Consider the following 15,168-nt stretch of genomic DNA (forward strand, 5'->3'; position numbering starts at 1 on the left):
GTCCCTCTCGACGATATGTGATGGGCCCCGGGCGGTAAATTCCGCACCGGGGCCTTTTCATTCGTGAGAAAGCGCCCATACTTAGCACAGGGGAGTTGAGAAATGACGCTGCCACAATTCTTGCTGTTGATCTGCGCCGTCGTGCTCGCGGGCGGGCTCACGATGTGGGCCGCGACGAGTGCTGGCGTGCCGCTGGCCGCGATCGGTCTGAGCGCGTTGATCGGCGCTGGCGTCCTCAGCCTCATGGCCCGCGTCGAATGATTTCCGATCAAAGCCTGTCTGAAACCGGTCTGAGCGCGTCGGGTGCTGGACGCGTGCTTGTGATCGCTTGCGGGGCGCTCGCGCGCGAGATTCTCGCGCTGAAGGCCGCCAATCGCTGGGATCATATCGACCTGACCTGCCTGCCCGCAAAGCTGCACCTCTACCCCGAGAAAATCTCGGATGCGGTGCGCGACGCGGTGGCCGAGCATCGCGACGCCTATGCTCAGATCCTGATCGCCTATGCCGATTGCGGCACGGGTGGCGGGCTGGAAGCGACCTGCAAGGAGTTGGGCGTGGAGATGATCGCCGGCCCCCATTGCTACGCGTTCTTCGATGGGAACGAGGCCTTCGCGGCCCGCGCCGAGACCGAGATCACCGCTTTCTATCTTACCGATTTTCTGGTCCGGCAGTTCGATGCCTTCGTCTGGCGCCCGATGGGCTTCGACCGTTACCCCGAGCTGATCCAGACCATGTTCGGCAATTACGACCGCCTGATTTATCTCGCGCAAACCGACGATGCGGCGCTGGATGCCAAGGCCGAAGACGCTGCCCGCCGTCTTGGCCTGCGCTATGAGCGCCGTGCCACGGGTTATGGCGATCTGGCGTCCGCGCTACGCGATTTCGCGACGCAAACCGCCTGAGGCCTCAAGCCTCCAGTTCCGCATCCCAATAGAGAAAATCCATCCAGCTTTCATGCAGGTGGCCGGGCGGGAAGCGCCGTCCGAGCGCGTGCATTTCCTCGGGCGAAGGCTGACGCGCGGGCTTACGCAACCGCAGCCCCGAGCGGTCCAGCTGCTTGTTCGCCTTGCGCAGGTTGCACGGCGCGCAGGCCGCGACCACGTTCTCCCAGCTTGTGATACCGCCCCGCGAGCGCGGGATCACATGGTCGAAGGTCAGATCTCCCTTCGAGCCGCAATACTGGCATTTGAATTCGTCCCGCAGAAAAAGATTGAAGCGCGTGAAGGCCACGCGCTTCTGGGGTCGGATGAATTCTTTGAGGACGACGACCGAGGGGATTTTGATGGCTTCCCGCTGGGAGCGCACCACCTCGTCATACTCGGCGAGGATCGTCACCCGGTCGAGGAAGACCGCCTTGATCGCCTCCTGCCAGGGCCAAAGCGACAAGGGGTAATAACTTAGTGGCCGGAAATCCGCGTTCAGCACCAACGCCGGGAAGCGTCTGAGCGCTGCCGGGTCGCGCACGAAATGCGTTCGGAAATCCGTCGTCTCATGGTGGTCCAGCATGCGTGACTCCGTCCTCACCCTCAGCCCGATCCGTGGGCCAGGGGCGGGGGAACCGCCCCTGCCATAGGTTAACTATATATGGCGTTTGCGCTCTGACAAGCCCCCCGATCTGGGAAATGCCGCCATGCAGCATATCTCGCACCGGCCCGCGACAGAGGCACGACCGGGACATGACGGTTCTGTGACGGATTTGACGCGCGGTGACGCCTTAGCCCGGCAGGCGTTCCTTGAGGAATTGCAGCGCCACTGAGAGCCCATCGGGCGCGATGCCATGGCCCGTGCCTTGCATGACATGGCCATAGGTTTCGAACCCTGCCGCGACCAGCGTATCACCCGCAAGCCCCATATCCGCGAAAGGCACGACCGGGTCGGCGTCGCCATGAACCAGCAGCACAGGGGGCTTCGAGACCGCCTCGGCAGCCAGCGCCTCGGGCCGCAGAAGCCGCCCGGAGAACGCCACCACGCCCGCCACCGGCTCAGCCCGGCGCGGGAGCACCTCAAGCGCCATCATCGTGCCTTGCGAGAAGCCGATCACCGCAAGCTGCGCGGGCGTCAGACCGTTATCGGCCAGCACCTCGTCAAGAAATGCATTGAGATCCACTGCCGCGCGCGCCATCCCTTCAGCCGCCGCCTCTTCGCTCGACCCGTCGAGCCACGGGATCGGGAACCACTGCCGCCCGAACGGGTTGCCCGCACAAGGCTCGGGCGCATCCGGCGCAAGAAAAAGCGTATCGGGCAGATGCGGGGCCAGCGGGTCGGCCAGCCCCAGAAGATCGGCCCCGTCCGCGCCATAGCCATGCAGGAACACAACCGCCGATTTCAGGTTTCCCGATTTCGGGCCCTTTTGCCCGGCCTCCAGCTTGCGTGTCATGGCGCGACCCCTTCCCTGTTTTTCCGATAGGCGTAATAGGCCCAAAGCCCGCGCGCCGCAACCGCCCGCCAAGGCGACCAGCTTGCGGACAAGGCGTTGAATTCCTTGCGTTTGGGGCGTTCTGGCAGGTCAAAAAGCATCCGCGCGCCCTCGGCCAGAGCGAGGTCATCGACCGCGAAGACGTCCGCGCGCCCCAGAGCGAAGATAAGATACATCTCGACCGTCCAGCGACCGATGCCGGGGATCGGCAGCAATTGCGCGATCACCTCTTCATCGGGCAGAGCGCGCAGCCCCTCGAAATCGACGCCCGAGACAGAGAGCGCCTGCAAGTAACGAATCTTCTGGCGCGACAGGCCGCAGGCCCGCAATGCCTCTTCCGGGGCGGCAGCAATCGGCTCCGGCCCTGCAAAGCCCGCCGCCAGCACCCGCCCCCGGATCGCATTGGCCGAGGCAACCGAGACCTGCTGGCCAATGATTGCATCCCGCAGCGCCGCGAATCCATCCTCGCGCCGGCGCAAAGGCCAAGGCCCGGTGCAGACGAGCGCCTCGGCAAAGCGCGGCTCTGCCCGTGCCAGCCAGTCGGCCCCTTCGGCGATATCCGCCTCACATGCGATGATCCGTCCCACCATTCGGCCACCCTGCCCCAATCGCGAGACGCTTGCCAGCCCCCGCGCGCGCGGTTAGGGGTTTGCCCATGAGTGAAACCATCGACCTCCCGCAAGAGCGCCCGCAATCGCCTTGGCGCAACGTGATCGTTCTCGTGCTGGCACAGGCGGTGCTGGGCGCACAGATGTCGATGATTTTCACCGTGGGCGGGCTGGCCGGCCAGTCGCTGGCCTCGAACCCGTGCTTCTCGACCCTGCCCTTGTCGCTCATCGTGCTGGGCTCGGTGCTCTCGGCACAGCCGCTCTCCGAATTCATGTCGGCTTATGGTCGGCGTGCGGGCTTCATTCTCGCCGTGGCGGCCGGGGCGATCGGCGCGGGCATCGCGGCGCGCGCGCTCTATGTCGGCTCTTTCGGGATGTTCATGGTGGGTTCGTTCCTGACCGGCATCTACATGTCTGCGCAAGGCTTCTACCGCTTCGCCGCGACCGACGGGGTCGCGCCAGAGTTCCAGCCAAAGGCGATCTCCTACGTCATGGCGGGCGGGCTCGCGGCGGCCATTATCGGCCCGCAACTGGTGAAACTCACCTCGCAGGCGATGGTCGTACCCTTCATGGCGACCTATCTGGCGATCATCGGGCTGAACCTGCTCGGCCCGATCCTGTTCGCTTTCCTGAAAATCCCGGCCCCCGGCCGCCGCGCCAAGGGCACTGCTCATCCGGGCCGCACCCGGCGTGAGCTCCTCAAAGACCCGGTGATCGCGGTGGCGATGATCTGCGGGATGGTGTCCTACGCGCTGATGAACCTCGTGATGACCTCGACGCCGCTTGCCGTCGTCGGATGCGGCTTCGACGAGGGCGACGCGGCCAATATCGTCTCGGCCCATGTGCTGGCGATGTATCTGCCCAGCTTCTTCACCGGCCACCTGATCGCGCGCTTCGGGCGTGAAGTCATCGTGGGCGTGGGCCTTGTGATCCTCGCGGCCTCTGGCGCGGTGGCGCTGACCGGGGTCGATCTCGAGCAATTCTACGTCGCGCTGATCTTGTTGGGTGTCGGCTGGAACTTCGGATTTATCGGCTCGACCGCGATGCTCGCCTCGGCCCATAGCCCGGACGAGCGCGGCCATGTGCAAGGCATGAACGACTTCGTGGTGTTCGGCGGCGTTTTCCTCGCATCGCTCTCTTCGGGCGGGTTGATGAACTGCTCCTCGGCAGGCACCGCCGAAGCTGGCTGGCAGGCGGTCAACCTCGCCATGCTGCCCTTCCTCGTGCTCGCGGGCGGCGCGCTGATCTGGCTGGTGATGCGACCGCGTGAGACCCGCTGAGGGGACGCCCCCCGCATTGATGCGCGCGCGCCGGAGTATTTCCGGTTCGGTGGAAAGTCAGGTTTTCATAAAACCCAAATACTCCAAGGGTGAAGTGTCGGCACGCAACGAGGGGGTAGCGCCCCCTGCCCGCCGTCACCCCCCTTGCGCGGCACGGAACCGCGCGGCCAGCCGCAGCGTGGACCCATCCTTGCCCGCACCATCCGAGCTTCCGTCGAGCACCGGCGCCAGCGCGAGCGCGAGTTCCTTGCCCAGTTCCACGCCCCACTGGTCGAAGCTGTTGATCCCAAGGATCACACCTTCGACAAAGACCCGGTGCTCGTAGAGCGCGACGATGGCCCCGAAGGTTTCGGGCGTCAGTTTGGGATAGAGGAGCGTGGTCGAAGGGCGCGAGCCGGGGAAGACCCGGTGACGCGCCTGACGTTCGAGCTCGGCGCCTTCGAGCCCCTTGGCACGCATGATCTCGCGCGCCTCATCGAGCGAACGGCCCCGCATCAGCGCCTCGGACTGCGCGAGGCAATTGGCGACGAGCAGCAGGTGCTGATGCGCCAGATCGGGCTCGTGCCCTTCGGCGCCGACCATGAATTCGCACGGGATCACCCGCGTCCCCTGATGGATCAACTGATAAAAGGCGTGCTGGCCATTCGTGCCGGGCTCTCCCCAGACAACCGGCCCGGAATGGTAGGACAGATCTGCGCCATCCATCGAGACCCGCTTGCCGTTCGATTCCATCTCGAGCTGTTGCAAATAGGCGGGGAGCCGTGCGAGGCGCTGCTCATAGGGCAGCACGGCGCGGGTCGCATAGCCGCAGAACTGATTGTGCCAGATGCCGACGAGCGCCAGCAGAACGGGCAGGTTCTGCGCGAAGGGGGCCGTGCGGAAATGGCGGTCCATCGCCGCGGCCCCGGCCAACATCCGGTCGAACGTCTCGGGACCCACCGCCAGCATCAGAGAGAGCCCGATCGGCCCCCACATCGAGTAGCGCCCGCCAACCCAATCCTCGAAACCGAAGACGCGCGAGGGGTCGATGCCAAAGGCCGCAGTCTTGTCGCCCGCCGTCGAAAGCGCCGCGAACTGCGCCGCCGGGTCGGAGACTTTCGTCGCCATCCAGCGCCGCGCGGTTTCCGCGTTGGTCATGGTCTCGATCGTGGTGAAGGTCTTGGACGCCACGATCACCAGCGTGGTCGCGGGGTTCAACCCGGCCAGAATGTCATGGATATGCGCCCCGTCCACATTCGAGACGAAATGGCAGCGCGGCCCGTCGTGATAGGGCGCGAGCGCAAGAACCGCCATCGCCGGGCCGAGATCGGAACCGCCGATGCCGATATTGACCACATCGGTAATCGCGCCGCCCTGCCCCGTGAAACGCCCAGCGCGCAGATCATGGGCGAAGGCCACCATCCGGGCGTGCGTCTCGCGCACCGCAGGCATCACATCTGCCCCGTCGACCAGCACCGAGCCGTCGAGATTGCGCAGCGCCGTATGCAAGACCGCGCGCCCCTCGGTCTCGTTGATCTTCGCGCCCGTGAACATCGCCTCGCGCCTGGCGGCAACACCGCGCTCTTCGGCCAGCGCGATCAGCAGATCTCGGGTTTCCGCATCGATATTGGTCTTCGAGTAGTCAAACAGCAGCCCCCCGGCCTCGGCGCTGAAGGACCCCGCCCGGGCTTCGATTTCAAAAAGCTCCAGCAGCGGGCGATTACGCACCGCCTCGGCCTGCGCCGACAGCTTGTTCCAGATCGTCATCAGTCAGCCCAGTGAATCGTTGCGGATTTGAGGAGCGCACGCACCGGCGCTTCGGTCTCGGGGAGGTGTTCGGCGCGTTCGAGTGCGGCGCGTTTTTCGCTTCCGGTAATCAGGATGTGAATGTTCATCGCATCGCGCAGGATCGGAGCCGAAAGCGTGATACGCGGCTCGCCCGCGGCCTCGGCCCGCATTGGCAACAGGATCGGGGCGTCGTCGGACAGGGCCTCTTCCAGCCGGTCGGCGCCGGGAAAGAGCGAGGCCGTGTGCATATCCGCGCCCATCCCCAGAAGCAGCACGTCGATCGGCAGATGCGGCGTGATGCCCTCGGCCAGCGCATCCATGCGATCCTCGGGGCGCGGCGCATCGGCGTAAAGTGGCACAAGGGTCGCCGCCGCCGCCTTGTCGCGCAGCAGCCGCTCACGCAGAAGGCGCGTGTTCGAACGCGGGCTGTCCTCGGGCACCCAGCGCTCGTCATTCAGCATGACCGCGACATTCGCCCAATCCAGATCAAGCCCCGAGAGAATATCGAAGATCGGCCCCGGCGTGGTTCCCCCCGGCACCGACAGCGTCGCCCGCCCGTTCTGCGCCAAAGCCGCGCGCAGCTCCGATGCGATCCGATCCGCCAGATCGATCATCAGCATCTCGCGGTCGGGATAGGTGCGAAACTCCATCAACGGATCTCCCGCCAGCGCCGCCCGTCCCGATGCATGAGCATCAGCGCGTCCTCCGGCCCCGAGGAGCCGCTGTCATAGCTCGCAGGCTTGTCGCCCCGCGCTTCCCAGCCCGCGATGATCGGATCGGTCCAGGCCCAGGCGGCCTCGACCTCGTCGCCACGCATGAAGAGCGTCTGGTTGCCCCGGATCACATCCATGATGAGCCGCTCGTAAGCGTCCGGAATATCGGCCCCATCCTCGCCCAGCGCTTCCGCGAAGGACATGTCGAGCGGCACCTGCACAAGGCGCATACCGCCCGGCCCCGGCTCCTTGATCATCACCTTGAGGTTCATCCCCTCATTCGGTTGCAGCCGGATCACCAGCACGTTCTCACGCCATTCGGACTCGTTCTCGTCAAAGATCGAATGCGGGGGCTGCTTGAAGGTTATCGCGATTTCCGAGGTCCGCGCGCGCAGCCGCTTGCCGGTGCGCAAATAGAACGGCGTCCCCTGCCAGCGCCAGTTGGCGACATGGGCCTTGAGCGCGATATAGCTCTCGGTTTTGGACTGCGGGTTCTCGGAATCCTCGATATAGCCGGGCAGCGGGGTATCGCAGTCACCGCGCGCTTGCGCCAGATATTGCCCGCGCACGATATCCGAGCTGTTCACCGGCTGGAGCGCGCGGATCACCTTGAGCTTTTCATCGCGCACCGCATCCGGGTCGAAGTGATAGGGCGGCTCCATCGCGATCAGGCAGAGAAGCTGCATCAGGTGGTTCTGGACCATGTCGCGCATCGCGCCCGACTTGTCATAATAGGACCCGCGACCGCCCACGCCCACCGTTTCAGCCACTGTGATTTGCACATGGTCGATATACTGGCTGTTCCAGAGCGGTTCGAACAGGATGTTGGCGAAACGCACCGCCATCAGGTTCTGGACCGTCTCCTTGCCCAGATAATGGTCGATCCGGTAAATCTGATGCTCGTCGAAATGCTCGGCCAGCGTCGCGTTGAGCGCCCGCGCCGAAGCCAAGTCGCGCCCAAACGGTTTCTCGACGACGATACGCGCCTCGGGCCCCGCCATCTTGTAGCTGTGCAGCCGCTCGGCCAAAGCCCCGAACAGCGAGGGCGCCACCGAGAAATAGAACGCATGCACGCGCCCATCGCGGAGCTTCTGCGCAAGCGCGGCCCAACCGTCATCGCCCATCGCATCCACAGCGACATAATCGACGATACTCAGGAACGCCTCGATCTGCGCGGGATCGCGCTTTGCCGCCCCCACGAACTCTTCGATCGCGGCACGGACCTGCGCGCGAAACGCATCGCTATCTTGCGCGGTGCGGGCCGCACCCACGATTTTCGAGCCTTCCGGGATTTGCCCCGCGAAGAACCGGCGATAGAGACCGGGCAGGATCTTGCGGGTCGCAAGATCACCGGTGGCTCCGAAAATCACCAGATCGAAAGGGTCAACGGGAATGACGCGCGAGACCATGGGATGCTCCGTTGTTAGCGCTAACGCTCAGCTTGACCGCCTTCTAGCCGCGCGCGGAACTAAAGTCTAGCATTCGATTGTGACAGGGCAAAGAGTGCGGGCGGTTATCCGACCGACACCGTCGCTTGCGTGGCAAAGGCGCGCAAAGTCCCGGCATCTGCGCGCAGTTCCTCGGCCATCTCGCCAGCAAAGGCGAGAAAATCGGCGCGCGTCTCGGGCGGCGCCGAGAGGACGACCCGCATCCCCGCCTCCAGTCCCTGCCCGATCAGCCCGCGAACGCCACGCCCGGCGGCTTCTTGCTTGCCGAACTTGTTGAGGATCAGAACGGCGCCCTCCGGGGCCTCCGAGATACGGGCCTCCGTCGCGGCCACGGCCATTTCCAGCGCGCCAGCATCAAGCGTGCAGGCGTCCGCGCCTGCGCCCAGCTCTTGCGAGATCGTGACCACCCGGTCGTCGGGCAAAAGGCGCAAATGCATCTCGCATTCAAACCGCGCGGGCACGTCGGCGCGCACCAGCGCCACGACCGGGCACCCATCGGCGCGCAGGGTTTCGGCCAGATCGGCCAAGAGCCGGTCCGCCACACCTTTCTCGCTGCACGTGATGAAGCCGATCATGCTACCCTCCGGATCGGAGCTATGGCGCGCCCGGCGCCCCGGGTCAACCGGCCAGCGCCTTGCCCAGCCGCGGCAGGCGGGCGCGTTTGAGAAGCGCGCGCATGGGCTGGGGCTGCCCGGAGAGCGCCTCGGCCTTGGCCCGCACCGCCTCGACCACCGGCGCGATGCGCTGGGGGTCGTCCGACCAGAGCTGCCACAGAAACCCGTCCGGGTCGCGCCGCTCCAGCCCCTCACCCGCGAGCACCCCGCGCGGGAAATCGGCGGCGTTCATCGTCACGATCGCATCCGCACCGCCCGCGATCGCCGCCGCGAGCACATGAATATCGTTCTCGTCGGGCAGGTGCAGCCGCGCCTCGAGCCCCGGACGCGGGGCCACGCTGGCCTTGGGGAATTCGGCCTGCAATAGCGCGATCTCCCCGCGCGCGATGGCCTCATCCGGGGGCGAGAGCCGTGCCGCCGCCCGCGCCCATTCTTCGAGGATGCGCTCGGACCAAAGCGGCGTGTAAGCCCCCGCGCGGGCCGCACCGATCAGGATCTCACGCAGCACGGTGGGATAGAGCACGCAGGCGTCGAGCAGAACCTTCATCAATCGAGCCGGAAGAAGAGCGACTTGAGATAGCCCGACTCGGCCAGTTGCGGCAGCGTCGGATGATCCGGCCCCGCATAGCCCGTGTGCAAAAGCTGCGAACGCCGCCCGCCACGCCCGATCCCGCGCGCCGAGGCATTGCGGAATTGCGTCAGGTCCGCCGCATGGCTGCATGAGCACAGAACCAGATACCCGCCGGGCGCGACCAGAGGGGCAGCGAGCCGCGCGACGCGCTCATAGGCACGCAGACCGGCCTGAAGCGCAGGCTTGGCGGGCGCGAAAGCGGGCGGATCGCAGATCACCAGATCGAACTGCGCGCCCTCCGCGCCCAGCGCCTCAAGCGTGGCAAAGGCATCGCCCTGCCGGGTCGAGAACCGCGCACCCGCGCCCATCGCCTCGGCCCCTTGGATCGCCAGATCGAGGGCCGCCGCCGACGCATCGACCGAAAGCGCGGTCTCCGCGCCCCCGGCCAGAGCGGCCAGCGCAAAGCCCCCGACATGCGAGAACACATCCAGCACCCGCGCACCCTTGGCCAGTCGCGCGGCAAAGGCGTGGTTCGGACGCTGATCGAAGAAGAGCCCGGTCTTCTGCCCGCCCAACACGTCCGCCATATACGTCGCGCCGTTCATCGGAACCGGGATCGGTCCATCGACCGCGCCTTGCATCAGCACAGTCTCTTCGGGCAGCCCCTCAAGACCTCGCGCCCGGCCAGAGCCGTTCTTGATGACGGTACCCACACCCGTCACGGCCACAAGCGCTGCCGCAAGGTCGTCGATCATCGCCTCGGCCCAAGCCGCGTTGGGCTGAATCACCGCCACATCGCCGAACCGGTCGATGATGACGCCGGGCAGCCCGTCGGCTTCGGCATGAACAAGACGATAGAACGGTTGATCAAAGAGACGTGCGCGCAGCTCCAGCGCACGGGCCAACCGGCATTCGAGCCAGTCACGGGTGATCTCGGCTTCGGGATTGCGGTCCAGAACGCGCGCGATGATCTTGGAATTCGAATTGACCGTGACCGTGGCCAGCGGACGACGCTCGCCATCCTCGAGCGTTGCAATCGCACCCGGCGCCATCCCTTTCGTGCGCCGGTCTGTCACCAGTTCATCGGCAAACACCCACGGAAACCCGTGACGGATCGCACGGGCCTCGGCCTTGGGGCGCAGTCGCACGACGGGGCGGCTCGAAAGAGGTTCAGACATCGGTTTTCCATGAAAAAAGGAGGCGTTACCGCCTCCTCTATCGTGATTTTCACTGGCGCGAAAGGCTCAGCGCACGACCGGCTTTTCTGGCTGAGCCTCTGCACCAACCATGACGGGCCGCACCAACTCGTCGCGCAAGAGCTGAAATGCCGCCTCGGTGACGGCCTTCTTCTCGGTGTAGCCCTTGGCCTCTTCCTCAATCGCATGTTTGCCCGTCGAGGCCGCCACGTCGCGGGCAATCTCGCGCGGGCCGTCAATCAGCGCCCCGGTCTTGGCATCACGCAGCGTGACAATCAGCCCGATCTCGAACTCGCCTCCGAACGGCAGCACATAGCGCGCCTTTTCGGTGAGCGCATGGAAGCGCGTAACCTCGAGGTCGAGCAAAGCCGCACGGCCTTTCCCCATGCGCGCCGTCGCCTGCCCGGCTGCGTCCGCAATGATCGCCTCGACCTGCGTGTAACGGTCGCCCTTGGGATCGCCACGCCAGACGATATCGGCCACCGGCTTGATGAGATTAGCCTCGGAGACTCTGAGCGTGCGCGGCGCAACCACCGAGATCGCCTTGATATTGTAGCGCGGAACAATCTTCACAGTCTCGACGCCGGGCGTCGCCTGTTCGGCATTTAACGCGCCCAGAGGCGCCTCGGGCGTCGCCGAACGCGAGGCCGGCATCGTGTCCGCACAACCGGCCAGCAGCACGGAGATTGCTGCAACAGCGATAAGGCGCAGGTATGTCATGGTAACACTCCAAATCCTTGGACGTGATGAATTTCGCGTTAAAATATCGTCGGCAATTGTGGCGAAAGCTGGTTAATCAATGTGCATTTTGAAGGAAATTGCCTTGCCGTACCATCTGCTTGAGGCGCAGTATTCATGTAAAAACCGCATACTGGCAGGATCGGAAGGCCTGTTGCATTGTTAGCGCTAACGCTCTATAGAACGCGCAAATCCGCATTGTCGCGCGCCGCGACGATCCGAAGGGGCCAAGATGACCGACCAACCGCTTCACGACACAATCGCCCGCGTGACCGAGCGTATCCGCACCCGGTCCAAGGGGCGCCGCGACGACTATCTCGCGCGGATGCGCGCCGCCGCTGACGCTGGCCCGGCCCGCGCGCATCTGTCTTGCGGAAACCAAGCCCACGCCTATGCCGCGATGGGCGCGGACAAGGCCAGCCTCGCAGAAGGGCGCGCGCCCAATATCGGGATCGTGACCGCCTATAACGACATGCTCTCTGCGCACCAGCCCTACGAGACCTACCCCCAGCAGATCAAGGCCGCGCTGCGCGATATCGGCGCCACGGCGCAGGTTGCGGGCGGGGTGCCTGCCATGTGCGATGGCGTGACCCAAGGCCAGGCCGGAATGGAACTGTCGCTCTTCTCGCGCGATGTGATCGCGCTGGCCGCCGGCGTCGCCATGAGTCACAACACCTTTGACGGCGCGCTTTATCTGGGCGTGTGCGACAAGATCGTGCCGGGGCTGATCATGGCGGCGGCGACCTTTGGCCATGTGCCCGCGATCTTCGTGCCCGCAGGGCCAATGACCTCGGGCCTGCCGAACGACGAGAAAGCCAAAGTGCGCCAGCAATTCGCCACCGGCGAGGTCGGGCGCGACAAGCTGATGGAGGCCGAGATGGCCTCTTATCACGGGCCGGGCACCTGCACCTTCTACGGCACGGCCAATACCAACCAGATGCTGATGGAGTTCATGGGTCTTCACCTTCCGGGGGCGAGCTTTGTCAATCCGGGCAGCGCGTTGCGCGATGCGCTCACTGTGCGCGCCGCAAAACGAGCCGCCGAGATCACCGCGCTTGGCAATGATTACCGCCCCGCGGGCGAGATCCTCGACGAGCGGGCCTTTGTGAACGGGCTTGTGGGCCTGATGGCGACCGGTGGCTCGACCAACCTCGTGCTGCACCTGCCCGCGATGGCCCGCGCGGCGGGGATCGAACTGGACCTCGCCGATTTCGACGAGATTTCTTCGGTCGTGCCGCTCATGGCAAAGGTCTATCCGAACGGTCTGGCCGATGTGAACCATTTCCACGCCGCAGGCGGGCTGCAATTCATGATCCGCCACCTGCTGCGCGCGGGGCTGCTTCATGCGGACGCCAAGACCGTGATGGGCGACGGTCTGACCGCCTATGCGCAGGAGCCGAAACTGATCGAGGGCGCGCTGACCTGGGTCGATGGACCGGAAGAGAGCCTCAACGACCGTATCCTGCGCCCCTGCACCGATGCCTTTGCACCGACCGGCGGGCTCAAGCAGCTCGACGGCTCGCTCGGGCGCGGCGTGATCAAGGTCTCGGCGGTCGCCCCCGAGCGCCATGTGATCGAGGCCCCGGCCCGCATCTTCCACGATCAGTCCGAGGTCAAGGCGGCCTTCCAGCGCGGCGAGTTCACCTCGGACACGGTGGTGATCGTGCGCTTCCAGGGACCCAAGGCGAACGGGATGCCGGAACTGCATTCGCTGACCCCCACCCTTTCGGTGCTGCAAGATCGCGGCCTCAAGGTCGCGCTGGTCACCGACGGGCGCATGTCCGGGGCGAGCGGCAAGGTGCCCGCCGCGATCCATGTCTGCCCCGAAGCCGCCGATGGCGGCCCGCTCGCGCTTCTGCAAGACGGCGACATCGTGCGGCTCGACGCCGTCAAGGGCACGCTCGACTGCCTGACGCCGGGCTTTGCGGAACGCACCCCGGTGACCGCCGATCTGAGCGCCAATAGTCACGGGATCGGGCGCGAGCTGTTCGAGACCTTCCGGCGCACGGTCGGCCCGGCGACCGAAGGGGCCTCGGTCGTGAATTGAGAAACTTGCCTCCGGCGGGGATATTTGGGGCAGACTGACAGGGCCAAGGCCCCGCCCCCCTCCGCGGCAGGCTATTCAGGAGAGAGCCAGTGACCCCCGCAGAACAATCCGCCGCCGCGCGTCAGATTTGCCAGCTCGCACCGGTCGTGCCGGTGATCGTCGTTAAGGATATCGCCCATGCGCGCCCGCTGGCCGAGGCGCTGGTGGCCGGGGGCCTGCCCGCGCTGGAGGTTACCCTGCGCAGCGACTGCGCGCTCGATGCGATCCGCGTCATGGCCGAGGTCGAGGGTGGCGTGGTCGGTGCTGGCACGCTTCTGACCCCCGAGGACGTCAAGGCGGCCAAGGCGGCGGGTGCGAAATTCGGCGTCTCGCCGGGCGCGACCCCGCGCCTGCTCGAAGCCTGCGCCGAAGCCGGGCTGCCCCTTCTGCCGGGGGCCGCGACGGCCTCCGAGGTGATGGCGCTCCTCGAACGCGGCTACACAGTGCAAAAGTTCTTCCCGGCAGAAACGAATGGCGGCGCGCCTGCGCTCAAATCGCTTGGAGGCCCGTTGCCGCAAGTCAGCTTTTGCCCCACCGGCGGGGTGAGCCTGAAGAACGCCCCCGATTACCTGAAGCTCGCCAATACGCTGTGCGTCGGCGGCTCGTGGGTCGCGCCAGATGCGATGGTCCAATCAGGCGACTGGGCGGGCATCACCCAACTGGCGCGCGAGGCGGTCGAGGCGCTGTCGGGCTTCAAGGGCTGAGGCGCGGCGCCAGTCTCAGAGTTGAAAATGAATGTGGTCGTCGTGCCGCGCGGCGCGGCATCCCTGAAACCGCAGCTTCGGGTCCGCAAGGCCGAGGCGCTCTTGCAGATGCGGCTCCAGAAAGACCTTGCCGACGCGCGGATCGTCCAGAAGCCATGCCACCTGCGCCGCGCTGCGCGGGGCATCGAGGACAAGATCACGCCAGAGCGGTTGCAGCCAGTCCAGATCCCAGCGCATGGTAAGCTGTCGAGGCGGGCAGTCGCTTGGTCCCGGTTCGAAAGCGAAATAGCCAAGCGGCGCGCGGGTCGCGCCGGGTAAAGCTGTCCCCGCCCTGTCGGCATAGGCCAGCGCAAGATCCGCCTTTTCGCCATCGTCATGCGACAGATGCGGCAGCAATGGAAACCCATCAAGAAACGGGAAGCCCGCGTCGAGCAAGACGATCCGGTCGCCCTCGGCCGCGCGGGCTTGGGCGAGATCCGCCAGCACCGAGGCCAGCACGGGCGTGCCGTAGCTTCGGTTGAGCGCGCAGAGCGTCGCCCGCGTCTCGATCAGGCTGCCGGGCCAGCACCCGATCATCTGACGCCCCCAGTGCGGCGCGACGACAACGGCGAGGCCCCCAAGCAGAGTATAAAAAACCATGAAGGCCAGTAAGCGCCGACGAAAGCGGAGTGCGGCCAGCCACGCGATCCCGCCAAGCTGCGTGAGCGCCGTCAGTGCGAGCACCAGCAGCCCGTGCCACAGGACCCGCAACCGGTTACGGCCCCAGTCGCGCGGCACGCCCGCCACGGCGGCTTGCGCCAGCGGCGCGGCGCGTCAGCCCTTCGGTCAGGATCACGCTCATCGGATGGGCCTCGTCCGTGCCATACTGCGCCAGCACCACGCGCATCGCCTCATGCGGGTCCGCGCCTGCGGGCAGGCTCAGCGCCCAATCCATGAAGATCGAACGGCATTCCGCCGGGGTGATCCCCTCGATCCGATAGCTCTCGCGGATGAGCCCTTTCGGGTCCGCCACGGTCAAATCCATCAT

17 protein-coding genes are annotated in these 15,168 nt (G+C 65.8%); 5 read left to right on the forward strand and 12 right to left on the reverse strand.

The window, feature by feature from the left end:
• Nucleotides 1-102 precede the first annotated feature (102 nt).
• Together P0X85_RS02315 and P0X85_RS02320 are read left to right on the forward strand one after the other, a co-directional pair.
• Complete coding sequence (locus P0X85_RS02315; protein ID WP_275807821.1) at nt 103-261, forward strand: hypothetical protein; 159 nt, start codon at nt 103-105, stop codon at nt 259-261.
• A complete protein-coding gene (locus P0X85_RS02320) occupies nt 258-902 on the forward strand; it encodes a DUF1638 domain-containing protein (RefSeq protein WP_275807824.1) in 645 nt (214 codons plus the stop codon). Before P0X85_RS02315 ends, P0X85_RS02320 begins: the two co-directional genes overlap by 4 nt.
• A gap of 4 nt (nt 903-906) precedes the next feature.
• Here the strand turns inward: P0X85_RS02320 and P0X85_RS02325 are convergent, their stop codons facing one another.
• The 3 genes from P0X85_RS02325 to P0X85_RS02335 form a co-directional block, all read right to left on the reverse strand.
• The gene (locus P0X85_RS02325; RefSeq protein ID WP_275807827.1) at nt 907-1,506 is read right to left on the reverse strand and encodes an HNH endonuclease; all 600 of its coding nucleotides are present in this window, start codon (nt 1,504-1,506) and stop codon (nt 907-909) included.
• A 208-nt stretch (nt 1,507-1,714) separates the two neighbouring features.
• On the reverse strand, nt 1,715-2,377 hold the full coding sequence (locus tag P0X85_RS02330) for an alpha/beta hydrolase (protein ID WP_275807830.1): 663 nt from the start codon (nt 2,375-2,377) through the stop codon (nt 1,715-1,717).
• Nucleotides 2,374-3,006, reverse strand: a complete 633-nt coding sequence (locus P0X85_RS02335) for a DNA-3-methyladenine glycosylase family protein (RefSeq protein ID WP_275807834.1) — start codon at nt 3,004-3,006, stop codon at nt 2,374-2,376. The genes P0X85_RS02330 and P0X85_RS02335 overlap by 4 nt, the downstream gene beginning before the upstream one ends.
• A gap of 65 nt (nt 3,007-3,071) precedes the next feature.
• Between P0X85_RS02335 and P0X85_RS02340 the strand changes: the two genes are divergently transcribed.
• Nucleotides 3,072-4,304 carry an MFS transporter gene (locus tag P0X85_RS02340; RefSeq protein ID WP_275807838.1) on the forward strand — a complete coding sequence of 411 codons (1,233 nt, stop codon included), beginning with the start codon at nt 3,072-3,074 and terminating at the stop codon, nt 4,302-4,304.
• Between the two features lie 135 nt (nt 4,305-4,439).
• On the opposite strand, the gene pgi is transcribed toward P0X85_RS02340, so the two are convergent.
• The 7 genes from pgi to P0X85_RS02375 all read right to left on the reverse strand — a co-directional run bounded on the left by pgi (nt 4,440) and on the right by P0X85_RS02375 (nt 11,333).
• Nucleotides 4,440-6,053, reverse strand: coding sequence for a glucose-6-phosphate isomerase (gene pgi / locus P0X85_RS02345; RefSeq protein WP_420851780.1), 1,614 nt, complete (start codon nt 6,051-6,053; stop codon nt 4,440-4,442).
• The gene (pgl, locus tag P0X85_RS02350) at nt 6,050-6,721 is read right to left on the reverse strand and encodes a 6-phosphogluconolactonase (RefSeq protein WP_275807844.1); all 672 of its coding nucleotides are present in this window, start codon (nt 6,719-6,721) and stop codon (nt 6,050-6,052) included. Before pgl ends, pgi begins: the two co-directional genes overlap by 4 nt.
• Nucleotides 6,721-8,193, reverse strand: a complete 1,473-nt coding sequence (gene zwf / locus P0X85_RS02355; protein WP_275807847.1) for a glucose-6-phosphate dehydrogenase — start codon at nt 8,191-8,193, stop codon at nt 6,721-6,723. Before zwf ends, pgl begins: the two co-directional genes overlap by 1 nt.
• Before the next feature lie 104 nt (nt 8,194-8,297).
• On the reverse strand, nt 8,298-8,807 hold the full coding sequence (locus tag P0X85_RS02360; RefSeq protein WP_275807850.1) for a DUF2478 domain-containing protein: 510 nt from the start codon (nt 8,805-8,807) through the stop codon (nt 8,298-8,300).
• Nucleotides 8,808-8,850: 43 nt separating this feature from the next.
• Complete coding sequence (locus P0X85_RS02365; RefSeq protein ID WP_275807853.1) at nt 8,851-9,393, reverse strand: RSP_2648 family PIN domain-containing protein; 543 nt, start codon at nt 9,391-9,393, stop codon at nt 8,851-8,853.
• Nucleotides 9,393-10,595 (reverse strand): RSP_2647 family RNA methyltransferase, encoded by a 1,203-nt coding sequence (locus P0X85_RS02370; protein ID WP_275807856.1) that lies wholly within the window; start codon nt 10,593-10,595, stop codon nt 9,393-9,395. The genes P0X85_RS02365 and P0X85_RS02370 overlap by 1 nt, the downstream gene beginning before the upstream one ends.
• Nucleotides 10,596-10,661: 66 nt before the next feature.
• A complete protein-coding gene (locus P0X85_RS02375) occupies nt 10,662-11,333 on the reverse strand; it encodes a DUF6778 family protein (protein WP_275807859.1) in 672 nt (223 codons plus the stop codon).
• A gap of 250 nt (nt 11,334-11,583) precedes the next feature.
• On the opposite strand from P0X85_RS02375, the gene edd reads away from it, so the two are divergent.
• Both edd and eda read left to right on the forward strand, forming a co-directional pair.
• On the forward strand, nt 11,584-13,398 hold the full coding sequence (gene edd, locus P0X85_RS02380) for a phosphogluconate dehydratase (protein ID WP_275807862.1): 1,815 nt from the start codon (nt 11,584-11,586) through the stop codon (nt 13,396-13,398).
• 89 nt (nt 13,399-13,487) lie between these two features.
• Nucleotides 13,488-14,141 carry a bifunctional 4-hydroxy-2-oxoglutarate aldolase/2-dehydro-3-deoxy-phosphogluconate aldolase gene (gene eda / locus P0X85_RS02385; RefSeq protein ID WP_275807865.1) on the forward strand — a complete coding sequence of 218 codons (654 nt, stop codon included), beginning with the start codon at nt 13,488-13,490 and terminating at the stop codon, nt 14,139-14,141.
• 15 nt (nt 14,142-14,156) lie between these two features.
• On the opposite strand, the gene P0X85_RS02390 is transcribed toward eda, so the two are convergent.
• Entirely contained in the window at nt 14,157-14,927 is a 771-nt protein-coding gene (locus P0X85_RS02390; RefSeq protein ID WP_275807868.1) for a hypothetical protein, read from the reverse strand.
• On the reverse strand, nt 14,896-15,168 hold the full coding sequence (locus tag P0X85_RS02395) for a hypothetical protein (protein ID WP_420851766.1): 273 nt from the start codon (nt 15,166-15,168) through the stop codon (nt 14,896-14,898). The genes P0X85_RS02390 and P0X85_RS02395 overlap by 32 nt, the downstream gene beginning before the upstream one ends.

The sequence above is a fragment of the Pseudothioclava nitratireducens genome (assembly GCF_029210495.1).
Classification (GTDB): Bacteria; Pseudomonadota; Alphaproteobacteria; order Rhodobacterales; family Rhodobacteraceae; genus Pseudothioclava; species Pseudothioclava nitratireducens.